The following is a 22,712-nucleotide window of genomic DNA, read 5'->3' as shown; positions in this document are numbered from 1 at the left end:
CAGCTGTCCCGGAGCCACCGCGGATGCGCTTCACGCGCGCCTCCTGACGGTCTGCCGTGACACGTTCCGCGCGTCGAGGCCGGACAGTCCGCGCACGGCGACGTACGCCTTCTCGTGGCCCGGCAGCGAGACACGGCCGCGCAGGACGGCCTCCGGTTCCCGCTCGATGCGGTCGAGGAGGCGGCGGTAGATGCCCGCCATGGCGGCGACACAGGCGCCGCTGCGGCGGTCCAGCATGGGCAGCAGGCGGTAGCCCTCGGCGAACAGGGCGCGGGCGCGGCGCACCTCGAAGTGGACGAGGCCCGCGAAGTCGGATCCGGCGGGCGGCTCGGAGCCCGAGAACCCGGCGGAGCAGCCGAACTTGGCGAGGTCCTCGGCGGGCAGATAGATCCGCCCGCCCGTCGCGTCCTCGCGAACGTCCCGGAGAATATTGGTGAGTTGGAGCGCGAGGCCGAGCGTGTCGGCATACTCCGGCGCGCGCTCGGCATGGAGCGCCCCCCGTTCCGTACCGAACACGCCGAGGGAGAGCCGCCCGATCGCCCCGGCGACACAGCGGCAGTAGGCCGCCAGGTCCTCCCAGGTCTCGTACGTCTCACCGCGTACGTCCATCAGGACGCCGTCGATGAGTTCGTCGAGGCCGCCCATCGGGATGGGGAAGTGCGCCGCGGCGTGCGCGAGGGCGACGGCCACCGGGTCGGTGTCGTCCTCCTCCACCGCGCCCTCGCGGATCCGGGCGAGGAGCAGCCGGGTGTCGTCGAGCCGCTCCGCCTTGACGTCGGGGGCCAGCGCGCCGTCACCGATGTCGTCCACGCGCCGCGAAAGGGCGTAGAGCGCGGACATGGCGCGCCGCTTGGGCGCCGGCAGCAGCCTGATGCCGTAGGCGAAGTTCCGTGCCTGCTGCCCGGTGACGGTCTCGCAGTAGCTGTACGCGGCGAGCACCGGCGCGGACACGTACGGATCTGACTCCACGGTCCGGCTCACCCCTCTCCTCGCAGAACCGCCGCCGCCTCGCGCAGCAGGCGGGGCTTGGTGGGCTTGGGCGGACCGGGAAGTACGTCGTATCCGGCGGCGACGATCGCCTGGACCGCCGCCTTCCCCCCGGCCACGAAGCCCGCCAGCAGCAGCTTCAGCCTGCCGTGGACGCTACCCACCAAGGGGGTGCCTTCATTCAGGAGGCCGCGGGCGCGTTCCGCCTCGTATGCGACCAGTGCGCGCACCGATGCGCCTGCTGTGGGTGCGGCGAGGTCGGCCTCGCTGACGTGGAAGCGCAACATGTCCTCGATGGGCAGGTAGATACGGTCGCGCCGCAGGTCCTCGGCGACGTCCTGGATGTGCTCGACGATCTGCAGGCCGGTGCAGACGGCGTCCGACAGGCGCAGGCGTTCGGGCGTCGCGGTGCCGGTGATGGCAAGGACGAGGCGGCCGATGGGGTTGGCCGAGAGCGCGCAGTACGCCACGAGGTCGTCGTACGTCTCATAGCGCGAGACGTGCTGGTCCTGGCGGTTGGCCGCGATCAGGCCGAGGAAGGGGTCGACCGTCACGGCCCCGCGCTCGGCCGCCGGCCGCAGCGCCCGCACCAGCGGATGCCCGGGGCCGCCGCCGTCGAAGAGCCTGCCGAGGTCGGCCTCGACGGCGTCGAGCAGCCGCAGCGGGTCAGCGGCGTCCGCCGGGTCCACGCCGAGGTAGTGGGCGTGCCCGGCCTCGGGTGCGAGGTCACTGTCGCCGATGTCGTCGATGAGCCGGACGACGCCGTACACGGCCATGAGGTCCTCGCGCCAGGCCCTGGGCAGGAAGAAAGGGGCCACGGGGAAGTTCTCCGCCGCGGCCTTGTCGAGGACGGCGGATGCATCGCGGAGCTGGAGATCGTCCGTAGCCATTGCCGTCACATCTCCCGTTCTACACTGCCGACCCAATACATCCTATTTCGGACACGCCGCCCGGCCCTCCCCGAGGCGGGCCGTGCCCCGGCCGGGACGCCGCGCGATATCGCCCCACTTGCCGCGAATCAGCACCGGTACAGCTTACGTTGTACAACCCATCCCGCATCGTCGGGGTGTTCGGCACATCACAACAACACACCGATTGGCGTCAACCTTCCCTGTACACGGGTGAGTTGAGAAACGGGTGGGGCGGGGCGGGTCCGGGGACGCGGCAGGGCCCCGCCGGGATGATCCCTGCGGGGCCCTGCCGCCGAACGAGTGCGTCCGCGTTGGCGCAATCGGGCTACTTGCCCGTGAATTTCTCGTACTCCTTGATGACCTCGTCGGTCGGCCCGTCCATGCGCAGCTCGCCGCGCTCCAGCCAGAGCACGCGGTCGCAGGTGTCGCGGATGGACTTGTTGTTGTGGCTGACCAGGAAGACCGTGCCGGCCTCCTTGCGGAGCTCGCGGATGCGGGCCTCGGAGCGCTTCTGGAACTTGCGGTCGCCGGTGGCCAGGGCCTCGTCGATCATCAGGACGTCGTGGTCCTTGGCGGCCGCGATGGAGAACCGCAGGCGGGCCGCCATGCCGGAGGAGTAGGTGCGCATCGGCAGCGTGATGAAGTCGCCCTTCTCGTTGATGCCGGAGAAGTCGACGATCTCCTCGTAGCGCTCCTTGATCTGCTCGCGGGACATGCCCATCGCGAGCCCGCCGAGGATGACGTTGCGCTCGCCCGTCAGGTCGTTCATCAGGGCCGCGTTGACGCCGAGCAGCGAGGGCTGGCCGTCGGTGTAGACCTTGCCCTGCTCTGCCGGGAGCAGGCCCGCGATGGCGCGGAGCAGGGTGGACTTGCCCGAGCCGTTCGAACCGATCAGGCCGATGGCCTCGCCGCGGTAGGCGGTGAAGCTCACACCGCGCACGGCGTGCACCTTGCGCACTCCGCGCTCCTCGCCGCCGCGCCTGAGGATGCGGCTCAGCGCGGAGGTGGCGCTGCCCTTGCCCGTCTTCGCGCCGTTCACGCGGTAGACGATGTGCAGCTCGTCGGCGATGACGGTCGGGATGTGGCCCTTGCCGATATTCTGGTCGATCTTGTCGTCAGCCACGGCCGTACCGCTCCTCAGCCTTCCAGAAATACACGAAGCCGCCGACGGCGAGCAGGACGGCCCAGCCGGCCGCGACCGCCCAGACGTGGTTCGGGAGGTAGTCGCTGCCGTACCCGTCGATCAGCGCGAAGCGCATCAGGTCCATGTAGATGGCTGCGGGGTTCCACTGCAAGATGTCCGCGATCCACTCCGGCCTGCCCTTGAGCATGACCGGGATGGAGAACATCACGCCGGACGCGTACATCCACGTACGGATCACGAACGGCATCAGCTGCGCGAGGTCGGGGGTCTTGCTGCCCAGCCTCGCCATGATCATCGCGAGGCCCGTGTTGAACAGGAACTGCAGGGCCAGGACCGGGAAGATCAGCAGCCACGACAGCCTGGGATAACTGCCGAAGCCGATCGTGATGATGAACAGCACGATCATCGAGAACAGCAGCTGCTGGAGCTGCTGCAGCGAGAACGAGATCGGCAGCGAGGCCCGCGGGAAGTGCAGCGCGCGGACCAGGCCCAGGTTGCCGGAGATCGACCGGACGCCCGCCATCACCGAGGACTGCGTGAAGGTGAAGACGAATACGCCCGTGACCAGGAAGGGGATGTAGACCTCACGCTCGAAGCCGCGGTCCGCCTTCAGGATCAGACCGAAGATCAGGAAGTAGACGAGCGCGTTCAGGAGCGGCGTCGCCACCTGCCACAGCTGGCCCAGCTTGGCCTGGCTGTACTGGGCGGTCAGCTTCGCCTGGGAGAAGGCGAGGATGAAGTGGCGCCGTCCCCAGAGCTGGCGGACGTACTCGAAAAGTCCGGGCCGTGCGCCACTGACGGTCAGACCGTACTTGGCGGCGAGATCGGCCCGGGAGAGCCCGTCATCGGGCGGCGGTGTCGACGGGGATGCTGTCACCGCGACTCCGCCGTCATGCGTTGTCTCACTCACGAGTGGAAACTTTCGTCTTCAGATGCGCAGCCGGTCGGGCGTAGGCGTGGGCCAGGGACCGGGGTATGGCCCAGATGCTCTCAGACCCGAGCTTGTCAGATGACAGGAGGTCGGCCCAGTCGCGTCAGCCGCCACACCGTACGCCACTTCATGGGTTTGCGCGGCCCGCAGGGCGTGGTCCAGCCCTCCTTGAAGCCGCCGAACCAGGCCTTCAGAGCCGGGCCCGAGGGGCGCCGGGCGAGGGTGAGGAGCATCCAGACGCCGAGGTAGACCGGGACGAGCGGCGCGGGGAGGTTGCGCCGGGCCAGCCAGACGCGGTTGCGGGCCACCATGCGGTGGTAGACCGCGTGCCGGGAGGGGGCGGTCGTCGGGTGCAGGAGCACCATGTCGGACCGGTAGTCGATCATCCAGCCCGCGTCGAGCGCGCGCCAGGCGAGGTCCGTCTCCTCATGGGCGTAGAAGAACTCGCCGGGAAGCGGGCCCGCCTCTTCGATGACCTTCGTACGGACGGCGTTGGCGCCGCCGAGGAACGTCGTCACGCGCGAGGAGCGCATCGGGTCGGAGGCCCGCAGACGCGGCACGTGGCGACGCTGGGTCTCCCCCGTCTCCGGGTCCGCGATGCGGAAGCTGATGATGCCGAGCTCCGGGTCGGCGGCGAAGGCCTCGCGGCAGAGCCGCGCCGTGTCCGTGTGGGCCAGCAGGCCGTCGTCGTCCAGGAAGAGCAGGATGTCGACGTCGGTGCCGCCGGGGCCGAAGGCCTCGATGCCGACGTTGCGGCCGCCGGGGATGCCGAGGTTCTCGGGCAGTTCGACGGTGCGTACGCCTTCGGGGACCTCGGGCACGGGCGCGCCGTTGCCGACCACGACCACCTCGACCGGGTCGCCGTCCTGCTTGGCGACCGAGTCGAGGAGGGCGCGCAGTTCCTGCGGCCGGTTGCCCATCGTGATGATGACGGCGCCGACCTTCAGCTTCTCTGCCGGGGTGTTCACTTCAACCTGCTCGATACGAGGATGGACACGAGGTGGAGCAGGGTCTGGAGCATCGCGATGCCCGCGAGGACCGCGACACCGACGCGCGAGAAGAACAGGTCGCCGCGGGCCTGGTCCACGATCGCGAGGACCAGGATCAGCAGGGACGCCTCGACGCCGAGGACCAGCCGGTGGAACTTCAGCGCGGCGGCGGCCCTGCGGGCCAGCGCCATGCCGGAGGAGCGCGGCTCGGACGCCGACTCCTTGACCGGCTCCTTGCCCGTCTGGTGGCGGGCGACGCCGACGAGGTCGGTCTCGGCCTTGATCAGGATGGCGCCGAGGGCGGCCAGGGTGCCGAGGAAGGCCCACAGCCAGTCGATGCGCCCGGAGCCCCACAGGTCGGCGGCGCGCAGACCGAAGCCGACCAGGACCGCGGCGTCGCACAGGTAGGCGGCGACCCGGTCCAGGTAGACGCCGGCCATCGAGTACTGCTTCTTCCAGCGGGCGATCTCGCCGTCGACGCAGTCGAGCAGCAGGTAGAGCTGGACCGCGAGCACGCCGAGCACGGCGCCCGTGATCCCCGGCACCAGCAGGGCCGGGGCGGCGAGGGCGCCGGCGACGGTCATCACGTAGGTCAGCTGGTTGGGCGTGACCCGCGTGTTCACCAGGTGCCGGTCGATGCGCAGGGAGACCTCGCGCATGTAGAGCCGGCCGGCCCAGTGTTCGCCGCTGCGCCGGTCCTTCACCCCCGGCGGGTGAACAACCGGGCGGAGCTCAGCTACCGATGGCTTTTGCATAGTCGGCGTATGCGTCCCTGATCTGGTCGTTGGACAGGTCGAGGTGTTCGAGGATCGTGTAGCGGCCCGGGCGGGTCTGCGGAGCGAACTCCACGACCTTCACGAACTCCTCCACGGTGAAGCCGATCTCCTCCGGCAGCACGGGCAGGCCGTGGCGACGCAGCACCGAGGCCATGTACGCCGACTCCTCGCGGGCACCGCGCAGGTGCATCGCGAAGGCCGCGCCGAGGCCGCACTGCTCGCCGTGGCTCGCGGCGCGCTTGGGGTAGAGGAGGTCGAAGGCGTGGTTGATCTCGTGGCAGGCGCCGGACGCCGGGCGGGAGTCGCCCGACACGGACATCGCGATGCCGGTGAGGACCAGACCCTCGGCCAGGACCTGGAGGAAGGCGTCGTCGCCGACGCCGCCGGGGTGGCGGAGCACGGCCTCGCCGGCCTGGCGGGCCATGGCGGCCGCGAGGCCGTCGATGTCCTCGCCGCGCTCGCGGGCGGCGAGCTCCCAGTCCCGGATCGCCGAGATGTTGGAGAGGGCGTCGCCGATGCCGGAGCGGACGAAGCGGACGGGCGCCTCACGGATCACATCGAGGTCGATGACGACCGCGATGGGGTTGGGCACGCCGTACGAGCCGCGGCCCGCGTCGTTGTCGAGGGTTGCGACGGGCGAGCAGAGGCCGTCGTGCGACAGGTTCGTCGCGACGGCGACCAGCGGCAGCCCCACGCGTGCCGCGGCGAACTTGGCGCAGTCGATGATCTTGCCGCCGCCGAGGCCGACGACCGCGTCGTAGCGGCCCTTCTTCATGGCGTCGGCGAGCTTGATGGCGTCATCGAGGGTGCCGCCGCCCACCTCGAACCACTCGGCGCCGGGCAGCGACGGCAGGAGGCGGTCCCGCAGAACCGCACCGGAGCCACCGCTGATGGCGATGGCGAGCTTGCCGGTCGACGAGCAGATCCGCTGGTCGGCGAGGACACCGGCCAGGTCGTTGAGAGCCCCCGGCCGGATGTCGACGACGACCGGCGAGGGGATGAGCCTCGTCAGTACTGGCACGCGATCTCCCGGCCCTTGGCGAGGTCGTCGTGGTTGTCGATCTCGACCCACGTGACGTCGCCGATCGGGGCCACGTCCACCTGGAAGCCGCGGTTGACGAGCTCCTGGTAGCCGTCTTCGTAGTAGAGGTCGGGGTCGCGCTCGAAGGTGGTCTTCAGGGCGTCGGCGAGCTCGTCGGCGGCGGAGCCCTCGATGAGGGTGACGCCGATGTACTCGCCGGTGGCCTCGGCCGGGTCCATCAGCTTGGTGATCCGCTGAACGCCCTTCTCGCCGTCGACGATGACCTTCATCTCCTCGTCGGCGAGCTGCTTCACCGTGTCGAGGGCGAGGATGATCTTCTTGCCGTCGCCGCGGGCGGCGAGCAGCGTCTTCTCGACGGAGACCGGGTGCACGGTGTCGCCGTTGGCGAGGATCACGTCGTGCTTGATCGCGTCACGGCCGCACCACAGGGAGTAGGCGTTGTTCCACTCCTCGGCCTTGTCGTTGTCGATCAGCGTCAGCTTGAGGCCGTACTTCGCCTCCAGGGCTGCCTTGCGCTCGTAGACGGCCTCCTTCTTGTAGCCGACGATGATCGCGACCTCGGTCAGACCGATCTCGGCGAAGTTGCCGAGCGTCAGGTCGAGGATGGTCGTGTCGCCGTCGACGGGCACCAGGGCCTTGGGCAGGGTGTCCGTGTAAGGGCGAAGACGCCGTCCGGCGCCGGCCGCCAGCACGAGGCCGATCATGCGGGTTCTCCTTCATCGTGTACGGCGGGTGCGCCCTTTTTCTCGGCGGCGACCCAGAAGCGGATGCTCTCGACGAGCACCACGAGTGCCACGGCCACGGCGAGTGCCGTGAGCGCGACGGTGAAATCTGTGGTGGGCAGCAGGGCTGCGGCCAGTGCGACCAGGAGGGTCCTGCCCTCTTGGCCGCCGATCGCGCGCACCAGCCAGGACGGCGGCGCGCCGGTGCCGCCCTTGATGCGGTACACCGTGTCGTAGTGATGGTAGGCGACCGCGGCCAACAGCCCGAAAGCCGCCGGAAGCGCCCCGTTCACATCGGCTTTGGCCGCCAGTACCAGGACCGTGCCGTACTCGGCGGCACGGAAGAACGGCGGGACCAGCCAGTCGAGGGGGCCTTTGAGGGGCATGACCAGGGCGAGCCCCGACAGGGCGATGTACAGCGCGGCGGCGGCCACGACCACGGGGCTGCCATAGGGGTTGCTCAGCGCCGCGCCGACGAGCACGGCGCCGCCGACGAAGGCGAGCACCGGGGCGGGCCGCAGCCAGGTCACCCGCGGCCTGAGCGCGGCGAACGCCGAGGCGAGCGGGCCGTTGTCGGCGAGGTCGGCAAGCGCCCCCGCGGCGCGGTCGGTGCGGGTGGCCTTGCGGGTCAGCGAGCGCAGGACGCGGCCCGCGGTCGTGTAGCAGGCGGCGAGGGCGCAGCCGACGAGCAGGACGACGAGGGTGACGCGCGGGGTGGTGACCGCGGTGAGCACGGCGATCATCGCCCAGCGCTCGCCGATGGGCAGCACGATCATCCGGCGCGCCCAGACCGTCCATCCGACGCTGTCGAGCTTGTCCGAGAGGGCGGCCGTGGGGCTGGTGTCGGCGGCCGCGGCGATGCTGTCGGCGTTTGCCTCATTGAAGGAGAAGTCCACGACATGCCGGCAGGTCTGGAGGACCATCGCGCCGAGCGCCAGCGCCCATACGTCGTCACCGCCGCGGGCCGCGCCGAGGGCGAGGCCCGCGTAGTAGGCGTACTCCTTGGCGCGGTCGAACGTCGCGTCCAGCCAGGCGCCGAGCGTCGAGTACCGCAGGGAGTAGCGGGCGAGCTGCCCGTCCGTGCAGTCAAGGACGAAGGAGAAGATCAGCAGCAGGCCCGCCGCGACGAAGCCGCCGCGGGTGCCGGTGGCCGCGCAGCCCGCCGCGATCAGCGCGGTGAGCAGGGAGGCGGTGGTGACCTGGTTCGGGGTCAGGCCCCGGCGGGCGCACCAGCGGGCGATGTAGCGCGAGTACGGGGAGACGCAGTACGTCGTGAAGAAGCCGTCCCGCGACTTGACCGCGGTGCGCAGGCGTACGGCCTCGTCGTCGACGGCGGCGACGGCCTGCCGCGCTTCGTTGCGCGTCTGGGGGTCGGTGGGGACGGTGGCGACGAGGGTGCCGAGCTCGGGGCGGTGCACGTCCGTGGCGTCGGACTCCATCGCGGCGGCGATGGAGTCAGGGAGCGCGGCGGGGGCCGGTGCGCCGCCGGTGGTCGCGGCGCCGGTCCGCAGCGCGCGCGTCAGGACTCCGCGGGCCTCCGGCTTGGCGGTGACGGCTCCGGGCACCGCCGAGGCGGCGAAGCGGGGGTCGGTGAGGCCCAGGCGCAGCGCGTGGACGTGCCCGACGAAGCGCGCGTCGACGACGGCGACCCGCTGGTCGCCCGGTACGGCGGCGAGCAGCGTCTCGGCGTCCGCCGCGTCGGAGGCGACCCGCACGTCGAAGCCGAGGGACCGCAGATCGCCTTCGAGTGGCGACCCGGGGACCGGCTGACCGGTGAGGATGGCGGTCGACAGACGAACTCACTCCTTGATTCCCGGCGCGGCTCGCGCCGGGCACGTGCGTAAGAGGGGGCGCCCCTGGCCATGGCGGCCGGGCGGCACGTCGGCAGAGGCTATCGGATGATGAGAAGCGGGCGTTCACCACCCGTTCACGCCCCGATAGAGCCTGTGTCATAACCCCGGCCGGATCAGACGGTGACCGCCCGGCCGGGGTTATGACACAGGCTCTCAGGGCGGCCTGCGAGGGCCTCGGCCTTCGCGATCATCATGGTGGATGGAAGGCCGCCCCTCCAAACCGCGCCTGCGGGTGATCGTCGCGGGGCGCTGACCTGCGCCCCTTGAGGCGCCTCCCCCTTGACGGCAATCGTTGCCATTTTCGCAGGTCAGGGAGATGACAACGGTGTTCAGTGCCGCGTTGCCAGATACCCCCCACCCGTAGTTCACTGTGGTCCGCGACCACCGAACAGCAGACCGATGACCGACGCGGGAGGCGGGCTCCATGGGGGCTGGGCACGATCACGGACACACGCACGGGGCACCGGCCACGGGGACGGCGGCCAACGCCTACAAGGGGCGGCTCCGCATAGCGCTCGCCATCACGATCACGGTGATGTTCGCCCAGATCGTGGGCGGCGTCATGGCGGATTCGCTCGCGCTCATCGCGGACGCGACGCACATGGCGACGGACGCGCTGGGGCTCGGCATGGCCCTGCTCGCCATCCACTTCGCGAACAGACCGCCCACCGAGAGCCGCACCTTCGGTTACGCCCGCGCCGAGATACTCGCCGCGCTCGCCAACTGTCTGCTGCTGCTCGGTGTGGGCGGCTATGTGCTGTACGAGGCGGTCGAGCGGTTCATCACGCCCGCCGAGACCCAGGGCGGTCTCGCCGTCTTCTTCGGCGCCTTCGGCCTGGTCGCGAACATGATCTCGCTGTCGCTGCTGATGCGCGGCCAGAAGGACAGCCTCAATGTGCGCGGCGCGTTCCTGGAGGTCGTGGCGGACACGCTCGGCTCCGTCACGGTCATCGCCTCGGCGACCGTGATCATGCTCACCGGCTGGCAGGCGGCGGACCCGATCGCCTCGCTCGTCATCGGCCTCATGATCGTCCCGCGTACGGTCAAGCTCCTGAAGGAGACCCTGAACGTCCTGCTGGAGTCGGCGCCCAAGGGCGTCGACATGGCGGAGGTGCGGGCCCACATACTCGGCCTGCCGGGCGTCGAGGAGGTCCATGACCTGCACGCCTGGACGATCACCTCGGGCATGCCCGTGCTCTCCGCGCACGTCGTCGTCGGCTCCGACGCCCTCGACTCGATCGGCCACGAGAAGATGCTGCACGAGCTCCAGGGCTGCCTGGGCGACCACTTCGACGTGGAGCACTGCACGTTCCAGCTGGAACCGAGCGGCCACGCGGAGCACGAGGCGAAGCTCTGTCACTGACGGCGCTGGATCACTGACGGCGCTGGATCACTGACAGTGCTAGATCACTGACAGTGCTACATTGGCCTGAGTTCTTGAGTTCCGTAGGAGGTGGGTTGATGACTGTCGCGGCCGACGCTGCTCTGCGCGGCGACACGTGCATCCCCACTTCCCGGGCTCGCGCCTGACGTTTTCTCGTACGTCCGCGGGCCCCTCACTCAAGGGTTTCCCACGTTGACCGACAACACTTCCGTCACCGACGCCTTCTTCGCCCTGCACCACGGCCTTCCGCGGCAGGGTCCGGGCTCCGACGACACCACCCGCCGGCTGCTCTCCCTCACGGGCGCGCTGCCCGAGCGGCCGCGCGTGCTCGACCTGGGCTGCGGGCCCGGCCGGGCTGCGCTCCTGCTCGCCGCCGAGGCCGGCGCCGAGGTGACCGCCGTCGATCTGCACGCGCCGTTCCTGAAGGAGCTGCGCGCGTCCGCGAAGGAGCGCGGGCTCACCGGATCGATCACCACCGTAGAGGCCGACATGGCCGAACTCCCCTACCCTGACGGATCGTTCGACCTCGTCTGGGCCGAGAGTTCCGCCTACAGCATCGGCTTCGACACCGCCCTGCGCGCCTGGCGCCGACTGCTGGCACCCGGCGGGGCTCTCGTCGTCACCGAGTGCGAGTGGACGACCGCCGAGCCGTCCACCGCGGCGCGCGCCTTCTGGGAGCAGCACTACACGCTGCGTACGAGCGAGGAGAACGTCCGGGCCGCCACCGGCGCCGGGTACTCCGTGCTGGGCGTGCACCCGCAGCCCGAGTCCGACTGGGACGAGTACTACGGGCCGCTGGCCGCGCGAGCGGACGCGGCGGACCCGGGCTCGCCCGGGATGGCGGAAGCGCTCGCCGCCACCCGCGCGGAGCTCGCGATGCGGCGCGAGCACGGGGCGGAGTTCGGTTACACGGGCTACGTCCTGCGGCCCGCGGACTCCTGGCCGACGCGGCCGGAGAGCGCCGCGGACATCGCCGCCGTGCACGCCGTGCACGCCGCCGCCTTCGAGACCCGGGCGGAGGCCGATCTGGTCGACGCCCTGCGCGCGGACCCGGAGGCCTGGCTTCCCGGTCTGTCGTACGTCGCCGAGGCGCCGGACGGCTCGGTCGCGGCGCACGCGCTGATCACCCGCTGCCGGGTGGACGGGGCGCCCGCGCTGGCTCTCGCACCCGTCGCCGTGCCGCCGCGCCACCAGCGGACGGGGGCCGGTTCGGCCGTCGTCCGCGCGGTGCTGGATGCGACACGCGCGCGTGGGGAGCGGCTCGTCCTCGTGCTCGGGCATCCGGCGTACTACCCGAGGTTCGGTTTCCGGCCCGCTTCCGGATACGGGATCCGGCCAGGGTTCGACGTTCCGGACGAGGCCATGATGGCGCTGGTCCTGAACGAGACGGACGATTCCGCGCCGCTGCCGCAGGGCACGATCAAGTATCCGGCCGCTTTCGGGGTCTGAGGCCCTCCGGACGCTTTCGCTGATGGCGTCCTTCGCGTGTCCCGGCGTGCCTTCCGCGCGCCGGGACATGCGGGTCCCGGAGTGCCTGGAGTGTCCGGAACGTACGGCAGACTTGAGGCTCGAAGACCGAAGCGAAGGATGGGTATGCCGATCACACCTGCCACCGCGGCGAACAGTTCGTCGAACGGCACCGGAGAAGCGATCTTGCTGGAACTCGTCGACGAGGACGGCAGGACGATCGGCACAGCGGAGAAACTCTCCGCGCATCAGGCGCCCGGGCAGCTGCACCGGGCGTTCTCCGTTTTCCTCTTCGACGAGCAGGGGCGGCTGCTGCTCCAGCAGCGCGCGCTCGGCAAGTACCACTCCCCCGGCGTCTGGTCGAACACCTGCTGCGGCCACCCCTACCCGGACGAGGCGCCGTTCGCCGCGGCCGCCCGGCGCACGTACGAGGAGCTGGGCGTCTCGCCCTCGCTGCTCGCCGAGGCGGGCACCGTGCGCTACAACCACCCGGACCCGGACTCGGGCCTGGTGGAGCAGGAGTTCAACCATCTCTTCGTGGGCATGGTCCAGTCGCCGCTGCGCCCGGACCCCTCCGAGGTGGGCGAGACGGCGTTCGTGACGGCCGAGGAGCTGGCGGCGCGGCACGAGAAGGGGCCGTTCTCCGCGTGGTTCATGACCGTGCTGGACGCGGCGCGGCCCGCGATCAGGGAGCTGACCGGGCCCTCCGCGGGCTGGTAGCGACCAGGGCGCCGGGGCCGGACCGGCCCCGGCGGCCCGGCACCGCCTAGCCTCCGTCGGGTTTCAGGGGCAGGGCGGCCCAGATGACCTTGCCTCCGCTCGTGGTGTGCTCGACGTCGCAGGTGCCGCCCGCCTCCAGCGTGATCTCGCGGACCAGGAGCAGCCCGCGGCCGCCCGTCTGCCCGTGGTCGGCCACCAGCGCCGTCGGGCGGTACGGATGGTTGTCCTCGACGGAGACCCGCACCCACTCGGCGCCGACCGCGACCTCCACCGCGAGCATCGGCGAGAGCAGGGCAGCGTGGCGCACCGCGTTGGTGACCAGCTCGGAGACGATGAGCAGCAGGCCCTGGATGAGGTCGTCCGACGCCGGTACACCCTGCCGGGCCAGCAGATCGCGTACCGCGTGCCGTGCCTGGGGGACGGAGGCGTCCACGGCGGGGGCGGTGAAGCGCCACACCCCTTCGTAGGGCACCCCTCCATCACCCCTGGGGAGTGGGCCGCAGCCCCTCCCGTCGTCCGCCATCGTCCGGTCGCCGCCCTCGCGCTCGATTGTCACCACACAACGAGTGTTGGGAACGTACTGGTCCGGACCGCGCTACTGACCAGAAGTCAGCGGTTATCGACGTGAATTGATCGCAAGGGCATGACGGAGTCAGCCGTACGACTGGTCCTGCCCTCCTTGTTCCCGCTTCACGGTTTCTTCAGGTTGTACGAGGCTGACGATGCGACGGCCGCCGACGCCCGTGGCGATCAGGCCGAGGCCGTCGAAGAGCAGCGCCAGGGAGAAGAAGGTGCCGATGACGTACTGGCTGCTGCTGGGCCACTCGGCGAGGACCAGGACGCCGATCAGCAGGCCGAAGGCGCCCTGCAGCAGCGTCAGGGCGAACTGCGGGCCGCGCACCACCAGGCTGCCGACCAGGCGGAACACCCCGCCGGTCAGGAAGAGGAGCGCCGCGAACATGGTCAGCGCCTCCGCCGCCACGTCGGGCCTGCGGATGATCACGACGCCCGCCGCGAGGTTCAGGGCCGCGACCACCACGCCCAGCCAGAAGAAGCTGCTGCCCCGCGACTGGACGGCGTGCAGCAGGCCGACAATGCCGCCGATCAGCAGCAGCCAGCCGAACAGCAGCATGGAGGTCAGCGTGGCGACGCCGGTGTAGACGAGGCCGACGATCCCGGCGACCGCCAGGATCGCGCCCAGCAGCGCCAGCCAGCCGAAGCCGCGGCTGAGGCGGGCGCCATGGGCCCCGTCGGTCGCGCTCGGTCGCGTGGGGGGCTTGGCGTCCTTGCGTCGGGCCATCAGCGTCTCCGTATCGCTCGGCGGCCCCCTTCTTGATCGTACGTTCGAGGGGTACGGATAGCATCCGGCGCATGGAGCCGCAGCTGAGGCACACCGTCACGGACGGCGTCGCCACCGTCGTCATCGATCACCCGGCCAAGCGCAACGCCATGACCGCCGGCATGTGGCGCCAGGTGCCGCCGCTGTTCGCGGGGCTCGCCGCCGACCCGGCCGTGCGCGCCGTCGTGCTCACCGGTGAGGGCTCCACCTTCTGCGCGGGCGCTGACATCTCCTCGCTGCGGGAGTCGGCCGGGGCCGCGCAGGATCTGGCGGTGCGGGCGGAGGACGCGCTCGCGGCCTTTCCCAAGCCGACGCTCGCCGCGGTGCGGGGTTACTGCGTGGGCGGCGGCTGTCAGCTGGCGGGGGCGTGCGATCTGCGGTTCGCGGACGAGGACGCCTCGTTCGGGATCACGCCCGCGAAGCTCGGCATCGTCTACTCGGCGTCGTCCACCCGGCGCCTGGTCTCGCTGGTGGGGCCCGCCACCGCCAAGTACCTGCTCTTCTCGGGCGAGTTGATCGGCGCGGAGCGGGCGCTGCGCACCGGTCTGGTGGACGAGGTGCTGCCCGCGGGCGACCTCGGCAAGCGGGTCGCGGAGTTCGCCCGCGTCCTCGCGTCGCGCTCGCAGCTGACGCAGGCGGCGGCCAAGGAGTTCACCGCGGGGCGCACCGATCGGGACGCGTACTGGGCGGAGCAGGCGCGCGGCAGCGGCGACACCGCCGAGGGTGTCGCCGCCTTCCTGGAACGCAGGCAGCCGCGCTTCACGTGGAGCGCCCCGCCGGATGAAACCCGCCGCGGCCGCTACTGATCGAAGCGGCTCTTGTCGCGGAACCCCGCCACGATGTGCGCGGGTGCCTTCTCCGGGGACCCTGCGTCGTAGGGCGGCTGCGGGTCGTACTCGGTCAGGAGCTGTACGGTCTGCGCGTGCTCGTCGCCCGCGATCCTGCCGGCCAGGGTGAGCCCCATGTCGATGCCCGCGGAGACACCGGCTCCGGTGACGTACTTGCCGTCGAAGACGACGCGCTCCCCCGTCGACTTGACACCGAGCCGGTCGAGTTCGGGCAGGGCGAGCCAGTGCGAGGTGGCGCGGCGGCCGGTGAGGAGCCCGGCGGCGGCGAGGGCCAGCGAGCCGGTGCACACCGAGGTCGTCCAGGTGGTGGTGGCGTCGACGGCGCGGAGCCAGCCGAGGAGCGCCTCGTTCTCCATCTGGTCGCTCTGTCCGGGGCCGCCGGGGACGACCACGATGTCGGGGCGCCGGACCTCGTCGAAGGTCTTGTCGGCGACGAGCGCGAGGGTGCCGCTGTCGTCGCGCACCGGGCCCACCTGTTCGGCCACGAAGAGGGTCTCGGCGCCGGGGAGGTCCTTCAGCGTCTGGTACGGCCCGATCGCGTCCAGGGCGGTGAAGCGCTCGTACAGGGCGATGGCTATCTGCATGGTGTCCCTATCGGTGGTGGTGAATGGTGGTCGCGCCGGTCGGTGTGGCGGGGGTCTGTGCGATGGAGGTCGGGGCGGAGAGTGCCGGGGCGGGGTGGAAGCGGCGGCGGTACTCCGCGGGCGCCGCGCCGAGCGTCTTGACGAAGGCGCGGCGCATGGCCTCCGGCGTGCCGTAGCCGCACGCGCGTGACACCTCCTCCACCCCGTCGGAGGTGTCCTCAAGGAGCCTGCGCGCGTGTTCGACGCGGACACGCTCGACGTACTTGCCCGGTGTCAGACCGGTCTCGGCCTGGAAGGCGCGGGCGAAGTGGCGGGGCGAGAGGCGGGCGCGCGCGGCGAGCGCGTCGACCGACAGGTCGTCCGCCGGGTGCTCGGTGATCCACTGCTGGACCTCGCGCAGCGGCTCGCGCCGCGCGGTCTGTGCGGAGAGCTGGACGCTGAACTGCGCCTGGTTTCCCGGGCGCCGCAGAAACACGACCAGATAGCGGGCGACGGTCAGCGCCACCGCGCGGCCCAGGTCCTCCTCCACGAGCGCCAGGGCGAGGTCGATGCCGGCGGTGACCCCGGCGGACGTCGCGACATGGCCGTCGCGTACGTAGATCGGGTCCGGGTCGACCTCGATACCCGGGTGCTCCTTGGCGAGCTTGGCGCAGTACGCCCAGTGCGTCGTCGCCCGGCGGCCCTCCAGGAGGCCCGCCTCGGCGAGGCGGAGGGCGCCGGTGCAGACCGATACCAGGCGCCGGGCACGGGGGCCGTGGGCACGCAGCCAGTCGATCAGCCCGGGGTCGGCGGGCCGGGTGCCCGCGCCGCCCGGGACGAGCAGCGTATGCGGGTCGGGGGCGTCGGCCAGGGCGGAGTCGGGGACCAGGGTGAGTCCACTGGACGTCCGTACGGGAGCGCCGTCGAGGGAGGCGGTGCGGATGAGGTATCCGCCGTCGGCGTCACCGACGCAGTGTCCGGCGCCCGTGAAGACCTCCACGGGGCCGGTGACGTCGAGGCTCTGGACTCCTTCGAAGAGGACGACCAGGACGGTTCGCTGCTCCATGCCCCGATTCTTGACCCCCTGCGCGATGGCCGCAATGACAAGCACCCCACCTTTACTGCCATGGGCGCTGACCGGCCCGCAGCACCATACCGACCAGTAGGTACCGTGCTCCCATGACCTCTTCGACGACCTCGCCCTCGGCCGCCGCGCCGCACCCGCGCGCCGGGCGCCGCTGCCACAACGTGCTCAACTCACTCCATTCGACGCACTACTTCTCGCCGGACGTGACGCGGGAGATGGCCGGGCTCGGCATCACGCACCCGAACGCCGTGAACTTCGCGGTACGCGCGGCGGCGCTCGGAGCCGTGAGCGCGGGGACCGTGACCGCCGCCTTCTACAACTACAAGCACGAGCTCGTCGCGGAGCACGTGCCCTCGGTGTGGAGCACCGCCGCGCCCAGGGAGGTGCTCGGGGCCCGCATGCGCGCCGTCGACGCGACGCTGCGCAGGCTCCTCGGCGAGGAAGCCGTCGCCTCGCCGGAGATGGCGGAAGCCGCCGGGCTCGCGCTGCGCGCCACCGATGCCTGTTCGCGCACCGCGCGTCCCCTGTACTCGGCGCACGCCGATCTGCCGGTCCCCGAGGAGCCGCACCTCGCGTACTGGTACGCGGCGACGCTGCTGCGCGAGCACCGCGGCGACGGGCACCTCACCGTGCTGCTCGGCGCCGAACTCGACGGGCTCGAAGCGATGGTGACCCACACCGCCACCGGCAAGGGAATCGCCCCGAAGTGGGTGCTCTCCACCCGCGGCTGGAACCGGCAGGAGTGGGACGCCGCCGTGGAGCGGCTGCGCGGGCGCGGACTGCTCGACGGCGACGGTGAGTTGACCGAGGCCGGTGTGGCGCTGCGCCGGGACGTCGAGGCGGAGACGGACCGCCTGGACCGGGCGCCCTACGAGCACCTGGGCGCGGCGGGCGTCGAGCGCCTCACCGAGCTCGGCACCGTGTTCCTAGGGGCGGCGCTGCAGGCGGGGGCGTTCCCGGCGGATCTGGTCGCCAAGCGCTGAGGACGGTTCCTGCATGGCATCGCCGCGGTGAGGTACCCGTTCGTCTCCTGGCCGCCACCCCGGCCGCGCCGGGAGACGAAAGGGGAATTCTTATGTTCCGTGCCATCGCGGACGTTCTGCGCCAGATCGCCGGCGCCATCGCCACCGTCGTCACGCTGCCGTTCCGGGCGCTGGCCCGGCTGTTCGGCGGAGCCTCCAGTTCCGCGGGGCGGGGCGGCCGGAGCACCGGTCGGCGTTCCGGCCGCATGGGCGGCGCCCGCCGGGTCTGATCACCCGCTGTCGGTGCCACCTGCCACAATTGCCCGGCAACCCCAGCGAGAAGGCGGTACCGGAACGTGGCAGCTTTGAAGACGTCCACACCCTCGTCCATCGAAGGCAGGATCGCCGAGGAACTCGGCGTCCGGGAGCGGCAGGTGAAGGCCGCCGTCGACCTGCTCGACGGCGGTTCGACGGTGCCCTTCATCGCGCGCTACCGCAAGGAAGCGACCGAGATGCTCGACGACGCGCAGCTGCGCACGCTCGAGGAGCGGCTGCGCTATCTGCGCGAGCTGGAGGAGCGGCGCGCCGCGGTCCTCGACTCGGTCCGTGAGCAGGGCAAGCTCACCGACGATCTTGAGGCGCGGATCCGCGAGGCTGACACCAAGGCCCGCCTGGAGGACATCTACCTGCCGTTCAAGCCGAAGCGGCGCACCAAGGCGCAGATCGCCCGTGAGGCAGGGCTGGAACCGCTGGCCGACGGGCTGCTCTCGGATCCGACCGTGGAGCCGCGGGCGGCGGCCGCCGCCTTCGTGGACGCCGACAAGGGCGTCGCGGATCCGCAGGCCGCCCTGGACGGGGCGCGGGCGATCCTCGCCGAGCGGTTCTCGGAGGACGCCGACCTCATCGGCGAGCTGCGCGAGCGCATGTGGGTGCGCGGCCGTCTCGTCGCGAAGGTCCGCGAGGGCAAGGAGGAGGCGGGCGCCAAGTTCGCCGACTACTTCGACTTCGCGGAGCCCTTCAAGGAGCTGCCCTCGCACCGCGTCCTCGCCATGCTGCGCGGCGAGAAGGAGGAGGTCCTCGACCTCGTCCTGGAGCCCGAGGAAGCCACGGAGGGCCCTTCCTCGTACGAGGGGATGGTCGCCCACCGCTTCGGGGTAGCCGATCGGGGGCGTCCCGGCGACAAGTGGCTCCAGGACACGGTGCGCTGGTCCTGGCGGACCCGCATCCTCGTCCACCTCGGCATCGACCTGCGGCTGCGGCTGCGTACGGCCGCCGAGGACGAGGCGGTGCGGGTCTTCGCGTCGAACCTGCGCGACCTGCTGCTCGCGGCGCCCGCGGGCACGCGCGCGACGCTCGGCCTCGACCCCGGTTTCCGTACGGGGGTGAAGGTCGCCGTCGTCGACGCCACGGGCAAGGTCGTCGCGACCGACACGATCCACCCGCACGTCCCTGCCAACAAGTGGGACCAGTCGCTGGCGACGCTCGCGAGGCTCGCGAAGGAGCACGCGGTCGACCTGATCGCCATCGGGAACGGCACGGCATCGCGCGAGACCGACAAGCTCGCCACCGAACTCATCGCCAAGCACCCCGAGTTGAACCTCACCAAGGTGATGGTCTCCGAGGCGGGCGCCTCCGTGTACTCGGCTTCGGCGTTCGCCTCGCAGGAGCTGCCCGACCTCGACGTCTCGATCCGCGGCGCGGTCTCCATCGCGCGGCGCCTCCAGGACCCGCTCGCCGAGCTCGTGAAGATCGACCCGAAGTCGATCGGCGTCGGCCAGTACCAGCACGACCTCTCCGAAGTGAAGCTGTCCCGCTCGCTCGACGCGGTCGTCGAGGACTGTGTGAACGGCGTCGGCGTGGACGTGAACACCGCCTCCGCCCCGCTGCTCGCCCGGGTCTCCGGCATCGGCGCTGGCCTCGCGGAGAACATCGTGGCGCACCGCGACGCGAACGGCCCGTTCAAGAGCCGCAAGGGCCTCAAGGACGTGGCCAGACTCGGCCCGAAGGCGTACGAGCAGTGCGCGGGCTTCCTGCGCATCCGTGGCGGCGATGACCCGCTGGACGCCTCCAGCGTGCACCCTGAGGCGTATCCGGTGGTGCGCAAGATGGTGAAGTCGGCGGGCGGCGCGGTGTCCTCGCTGGTCGGCAACACGGCGGCGCTGCGCTCGCTGAAGCCGGAGGAGTTCGTGGACGAGGTCTTCGGGCTGCCCACGGTCACGGACATTCTGAAGGAGCTGGAGAAGCCCGGACGCGACCCGCGTCCCGCCTTCAAGACGGCGACCTTCAAGGACGGCGTCGAGAAACTCTCCGACCTGGCCGCCGGAATGGTGCTCGAAGGTGTCGTCACGAACGTCGCCGCGTTCGGGGCGTTCGTGGATGTCGGGGTTCACCAGGACGGTCTGGTGCACGTGTCCGCCATGTCCAAGACCTTCGTCAAGGACCCGCGGGACGTCGTCAAGCCCGGTGACATCGTCAAGGTGAAGGTCATGGACGTCGACATTCCGCGCAAGCGGGTCTCGCTGACGCTGCGCCTCGACGACGAGGCGAGCCCCTCGGGCGAGGAGCAGCCGAAGCGCGGCGGACGGCCGCCTCAGCAGCGTCGGCAGGGGCAGGGCGGCGGCCAGGGGCAGAGCGGTCAGGAGCAGAGCGCCGGTCAGGGGCAGCGCGGGGGCCGGCGTGGCGGCCAGAGTCAGCGTGGTGGTCAGAGTCAGCGTGGTGGTCAGCGTGGGCAGCAGCCACGGCAGGGGCCGCCGCCCGCCAACGACGTGATGGCCGAGGCGCTGCGGCGGGCCGGTCTGCTCGACCCGAAGCGGCGCTGAGCCTTTGGAGCTTCGGAGCGGCGGGGGTCAGAGTGACAGTTCGGTCACTCTGCCCTCCGCCACCTCCAGGCGGCGCGTCACGCTCACCGCGTCCAGCATCCGGCGGTCGTGCGTGACCAGCAGCAGCGTGCCCTCGTAGGACTCCAGGGCCGACTCCAGCTGCTCGATCGCGGGCAGGTCGAGGTGGTTCGTCGGCTCGTCGAGGACGAGGAGGTTGACGCCCCTGCCCTGGAGCAGCGCGAGGGCCGCGCGGGTGCGTTCACCGGGCGAGAGCGTCGCCGCGGAGCGCAACACGTGCTCGGCCTTGAGGCCGAACTTGGCCAGGAGCGTGCGGACTTCCGCCGGCTCGGTGTCAGGGACGGCCGCGCAGAACGCGTCGAGCAGGGACTCCTTGCCGTGGAACAGCGCGCGGGCCTGGTCCACTTCGCCGACGAGGACGCCCGAGCCGAGGGCCGCGTGGCCCGCGTCCAGCGGTACGCGTCCCAGGAGGGCGCCGAGCAGTGTCGACTTGCCCGAGCCGTTCGCGCCGGTGATCGCCACGCGGTCCGCCCAGTCGATCTGGAGCGTGACGGGGCCCAGGGTGAAGGTCCCCCGGTGCACCTCCGCGTCGCGCAGGCTCGCGACGACCGCGCCCGAGCGGGGCGCCGCCGCGATCTCCATGCGCAGCTCCCACTCCTTGCGGGGCTCCTCCACGACGTCCAGGCGCTCGATCATGCGCTGCGTCTGGCGGGCCTTGGCGGCCTGCTTCTCGCTGGCGTCGCTGCGGAAGTTCCGGCCGATCTTGTCGTTGTCGCCGCCGCCTGCCTTGGCGGCCTTGCGGCGGGCGTTCTTGACGCCCTTGTCCGCCCAGGAGCGCTGCATCTGGGCGCGGCCCTGGAGCGCCGACTTCTTGTCCGCGTACTCGTCGTACTCGTCGCGGGCGTGCCTGCGGGCCACCTCGCGCTCCTCCAGATACGCGTCGTAGCCGCCGCCGTAGAGGTTGATCTGCTGCTGCGCCACGTCGAGTTCGAGGACCTTGGTGACGGTGCGGCTGAGGAACTCGCGGTCGTGGCTGACCACGACCGTGCCGGCGCGCAGGCCCCGGACGAAGCTCTCCAGACGCTCCAGGCCCGCCAGGTCGAGGTCGTTGGTCGGCTCGTCCAGGAGGAACACGTCGTAGCGGGAGAGGAGGAGCGAGGCGAGGCCCGCGCGGGCCGCCTGGCCTCCGGAGAGCGACGTCATCGCCTGGTCCAGGCCGACGGTGAGGCCGAGGTCGGCCGTGACCTCCTCCGCGCGTTCGTCGAGGTCCGCGCCGCCGAGGGCCAGCCAGCGCTCCAGGCTGTCGGCGTAGGCGTCGTCGGCGCCCGGGGCCCCGTCGACCAGGCCCTGGGTGGCCTCGTCCATGATCCGCTGGGCCTCGGCGACGCCGGTGCGGCGGGCCAGGAACGCGCGGATCGTCTCGCCCGGGCGGCGGTCGGGCTCCTGCGGCAGGTGTCCCACGGACGCGCTCGGCGGCGACAGCCTCAGCGCGCCTCCTTCGGGGGCGTCCACTCCCGCGAGCAGCTTCAGGAGGGTGGACTTGCCCGCTCCGTTGGCCCCGACCAGGCCGATGACGTCGCCGGGGGCGACGACCAGGTCCAGGCCGGAGAAGAGGGTGCGGTCGCCGTGGCCGGCGGCGAGGTCTTTGGCGACGAGAGTTGCGGTCATCAGGGGGGTCATTCTACGGGCGGGGGTCGGTTGCACTGCCGGGCGCCTTGGGCCGTGCCGTCTGCGCCTTCTCTCCGTCTGTGGGGCGGGGCCGCGGGGGTATGTGCGTGCTCGCCATCTTGGTGCGGGCGTTGATTTGCTGCTGGGTTAGTTCTTCCACTGTGCTCCGCTCGCACATACCCCCACGTCCCCTCGCGTGCGCTCGCGGCTGCGGGTGGGTGGGGGTTGCCCCCTCGGGGGCGCGCTCGCGGCTGCGGGTGGGGAACGCCCCCTCGCGTGCGCTCGCGGCTGCGAGTGGGTGGGGGTTGCCCCCTCGGGGGCGCGCTCGCGGCTGCGGGTGGGGGATGCCCCCTCGCGTGCGCTCGCGGCTGCGAGTGGGTGGGGGTCGCCCCCTCGGGGGCGCGCTCGCGGCTGCGGGTGGGGAACGCCCCCTCGCGTGCGCTCGCGGCTGCCGGTGGGTGGGGGTTGCCCCCTCGGGGGCG

The 22,712-nt window shown here is 71.4% G+C and carries 20 protein-coding genes and 1 pseudogene; 7 read left to right on the top strand and 14 right to left on the bottom strand.

Annotated elements, in window-relative coordinates; all coding sequences use genetic code 11:
- Window positions 1-30 precede the first annotated feature (30 nt).
- From hpnD to ACWDVB_RS19495, 9 genes are all read right to left on the bottom strand, one after another.
- A complete protein-coding gene (hpnD, locus tag ACWDVB_RS19535) occupies window positions 31-981 on the bottom strand; it encodes a presqualene diphosphate synthase HpnD (protein WP_451518239.1) in 951 nt (316 codons plus the stop codon).
- Entirely contained in the window at window positions 978-1,877 is a 900-nt protein-coding gene (gene hpnC, locus ACWDVB_RS19530) for a squalene synthase HpnC (protein WP_451518240.1), read from the bottom strand. Before hpnC ends, hpnD begins: the two co-directional genes overlap by 4 nt.
- A gap of 346 nt (window positions 1,878-2,223) precedes the next feature.
- Window positions 2,224-3,021 (bottom strand): ABC transporter ATP-binding protein, encoded by a 798-nt coding sequence (locus tag ACWDVB_RS19525; protein WP_451518241.1) that lies wholly within the window; start codon window positions 3,019-3,021, stop codon window positions 2,224-2,226.
- Window positions 3,014-3,952 (bottom strand): ABC transporter permease, encoded by a 939-nt coding sequence (locus tag ACWDVB_RS19520; protein WP_451518242.1) that lies wholly within the window; start codon window positions 3,950-3,952, stop codon window positions 3,014-3,016. The genes ACWDVB_RS19525 and ACWDVB_RS19520 overlap by 8 nt, the downstream gene beginning before the upstream one ends.
- A 95-nt stretch (window positions 3,953-4,047) precedes the next feature.
- Entirely contained in the window at window positions 4,048-4,920 is an 873-nt protein-coding gene (locus ACWDVB_RS19515; protein ID WP_451518248.1) for a glycosyltransferase family 2 protein, read from the bottom strand.
- Between the two features lie 17 nt (window positions 4,921-4,937).
- Window positions 4,938-5,717: a CDP-alcohol phosphatidyltransferase family protein gene (locus ACWDVB_RS19510; RefSeq protein ID WP_451518243.1), complete on the bottom strand. Its 780-nt coding sequence runs from the start codon at window positions 5,715-5,717 to the stop codon at window positions 4,938-4,940.
- Window positions 5,695-6,759 carry an iron-containing alcohol dehydrogenase family protein gene (locus ACWDVB_RS19505; protein ID WP_451518244.1) on the bottom strand — a complete coding sequence of 355 codons (1,065 nt, stop codon included), beginning with the start codon at window positions 6,757-6,759 and terminating at the stop codon, window positions 5,695-5,697. The genes ACWDVB_RS19510 and ACWDVB_RS19505 overlap by 23 nt, the downstream gene beginning before the upstream one ends.
- Window positions 6,747-7,484 carry a phosphocholine cytidylyltransferase family protein gene (locus tag ACWDVB_RS19500; protein ID WP_451518245.1) on the bottom strand — a complete coding sequence of 246 codons (738 nt, stop codon included), beginning with the start codon at window positions 7,482-7,484 and terminating at the stop codon, window positions 6,747-6,749. The genes ACWDVB_RS19505 and ACWDVB_RS19500 overlap by 13 nt, the downstream gene beginning before the upstream one ends.
- Entirely contained in the window at window positions 7,481-9,295 is a 1,815-nt protein-coding gene (locus ACWDVB_RS19495; RefSeq protein WP_451518249.1) for a DUF5941 domain-containing protein, read from the bottom strand. The genes ACWDVB_RS19500 and ACWDVB_RS19495 overlap by 4 nt, the downstream gene beginning before the upstream one ends.
- A gap of 484 nt (window positions 9,296-9,779) precedes the next feature.
- Here ACWDVB_RS19495 and ACWDVB_RS19490 point away from each other — a divergent pair, with 484 nt between their 5' ends.
- From ACWDVB_RS19490 to idi, 3 genes are all read left to right on the top strand, one after another.
- Window positions 9,780-10,718: a cation diffusion facilitator family transporter gene (locus tag ACWDVB_RS19490; RefSeq protein WP_451519129.1), complete on the top strand. Its 939-nt coding sequence runs from the start codon at window positions 9,780-9,782 to the stop codon at window positions 10,716-10,718.
- Window positions 10,719-10,931: 213 nt separating this feature from the next.
- Complete coding sequence (locus tag ACWDVB_RS19485; protein WP_451519130.1) at window positions 10,932-12,188, top strand: GNAT family N-acetyltransferase; 1,257 nt, start codon at window positions 10,932-10,934, stop codon at window positions 12,186-12,188.
- A 144-nt stretch (window positions 12,189-12,332) separates the two neighbouring features.
- Window positions 12,333-12,926 carry an isopentenyl-diphosphate Delta-isomerase gene (gene idi / locus ACWDVB_RS19480; protein WP_451519131.1) on the top strand — a complete coding sequence of 198 codons (594 nt, stop codon included), beginning with the start codon at window positions 12,333-12,335 and terminating at the stop codon, window positions 12,924-12,926.
- A gap of 46 nt (window positions 12,927-12,972) precedes the next feature.
- Here the strand turns inward: idi and ACWDVB_RS19475 are convergent, their stop codons facing one another.
- Together ACWDVB_RS19475 and ACWDVB_RS19470 are read right to left on the bottom strand one after the other, a co-directional pair.
- On the bottom strand, window positions 12,973-13,449 hold the full coding sequence (locus ACWDVB_RS19475) for an ATP-binding protein (RefSeq protein ID WP_451519152.1): 477 nt from the start codon (window positions 13,447-13,449) through the stop codon (window positions 12,973-12,975).
- Between the two features lie 129 nt (window positions 13,450-13,578).
- Entirely contained in the window at window positions 13,579-14,226 is a 648-nt protein-coding gene (locus ACWDVB_RS19470) for an HdeD family acid-resistance protein (protein ID WP_451519132.1), read from the bottom strand.
- Window positions 14,227-14,297: 71 nt separating this feature from the next.
- Here ACWDVB_RS19470 and ACWDVB_RS19465 point away from each other — a divergent pair, with 71 nt between their 5' ends.
- Complete coding sequence (locus ACWDVB_RS19465) at window positions 14,298-15,071, top strand: enoyl-CoA hydratase/isomerase family protein (protein ID WP_451519133.1); 774 nt, start codon at window positions 14,298-14,300, stop codon at window positions 15,069-15,071.
- Here the strand turns inward: ACWDVB_RS19465 and ACWDVB_RS19460 are convergent.
- A complete protein-coding gene (locus ACWDVB_RS19460) occupies window positions 15,065-15,697 on the bottom strand; it encodes a DJ-1/PfpI family protein (protein WP_451519134.1) in 633 nt (210 codons plus the stop codon). The two genes, ACWDVB_RS19465 and ACWDVB_RS19460, sit on opposite strands and share 7 nt — an antisense overlap.
- Window positions 15,698-15,704: 7 nt before the next feature.
- Entirely contained in the window at window positions 15,705-16,742 is a 1,038-nt protein-coding gene (locus ACWDVB_RS19455; protein WP_451519135.1) for a GlxA family transcriptional regulator, read from the bottom strand.
- A 113-nt stretch (window positions 16,743-16,855) separates the two neighbouring features.
- On the opposite strand from ACWDVB_RS19455, the gene ACWDVB_RS19450 reads away from it, so the two are divergent.
- The 3 genes and pseudogenes from ACWDVB_RS19450 (at window position 16,856) to ACWDVB_RS19440 (ending at window position 20,544) form a co-directional block, all read left to right on the top strand.
- Entirely contained in the window at window positions 16,856-17,746 is an 891-nt protein-coding gene (locus ACWDVB_RS19450; RefSeq protein ID WP_451519136.1) for an SCO6745 family protein, read from the top strand.
- Window positions 17,747-17,838: 92 nt separating this feature from the next.
- A pseudogene (locus ACWDVB_RS19445) lies at window positions 17,839-17,970 on the top strand (LPFR motif small protein); the annotation flags it as partial.
- Window positions 17,971-18,081: 111 nt separating this feature from the next.
- Window positions 18,082-20,544, top strand: coding sequence for a Tex family protein (locus ACWDVB_RS19440; RefSeq protein WP_451519137.1), 2,463 nt, complete (start codon window positions 18,082-18,084; stop codon window positions 20,542-20,544).
- Between the two features lie 27 nt (window positions 20,545-20,571).
- Here the strand turns inward: ACWDVB_RS19440 and ACWDVB_RS19435 are convergent, their stop codons facing one another.
- Window positions 20,572-22,230 carry an ABC-F family ATP-binding cassette domain-containing protein gene (locus ACWDVB_RS19435; protein WP_451519138.1) on the bottom strand — a complete coding sequence of 553 codons (1,659 nt, stop codon included), beginning with the start codon at window positions 22,228-22,230 and terminating at the stop codon, window positions 20,572-20,574.
- Window positions 22,231-22,712: the final 482 nt, after the last annotated feature.

This window comes from Streptomyces sp. NPDC003379, assembly GCF_053589195.1.
This window is presented reverse-complemented; position numbering and strand designations above follow the sequence as displayed.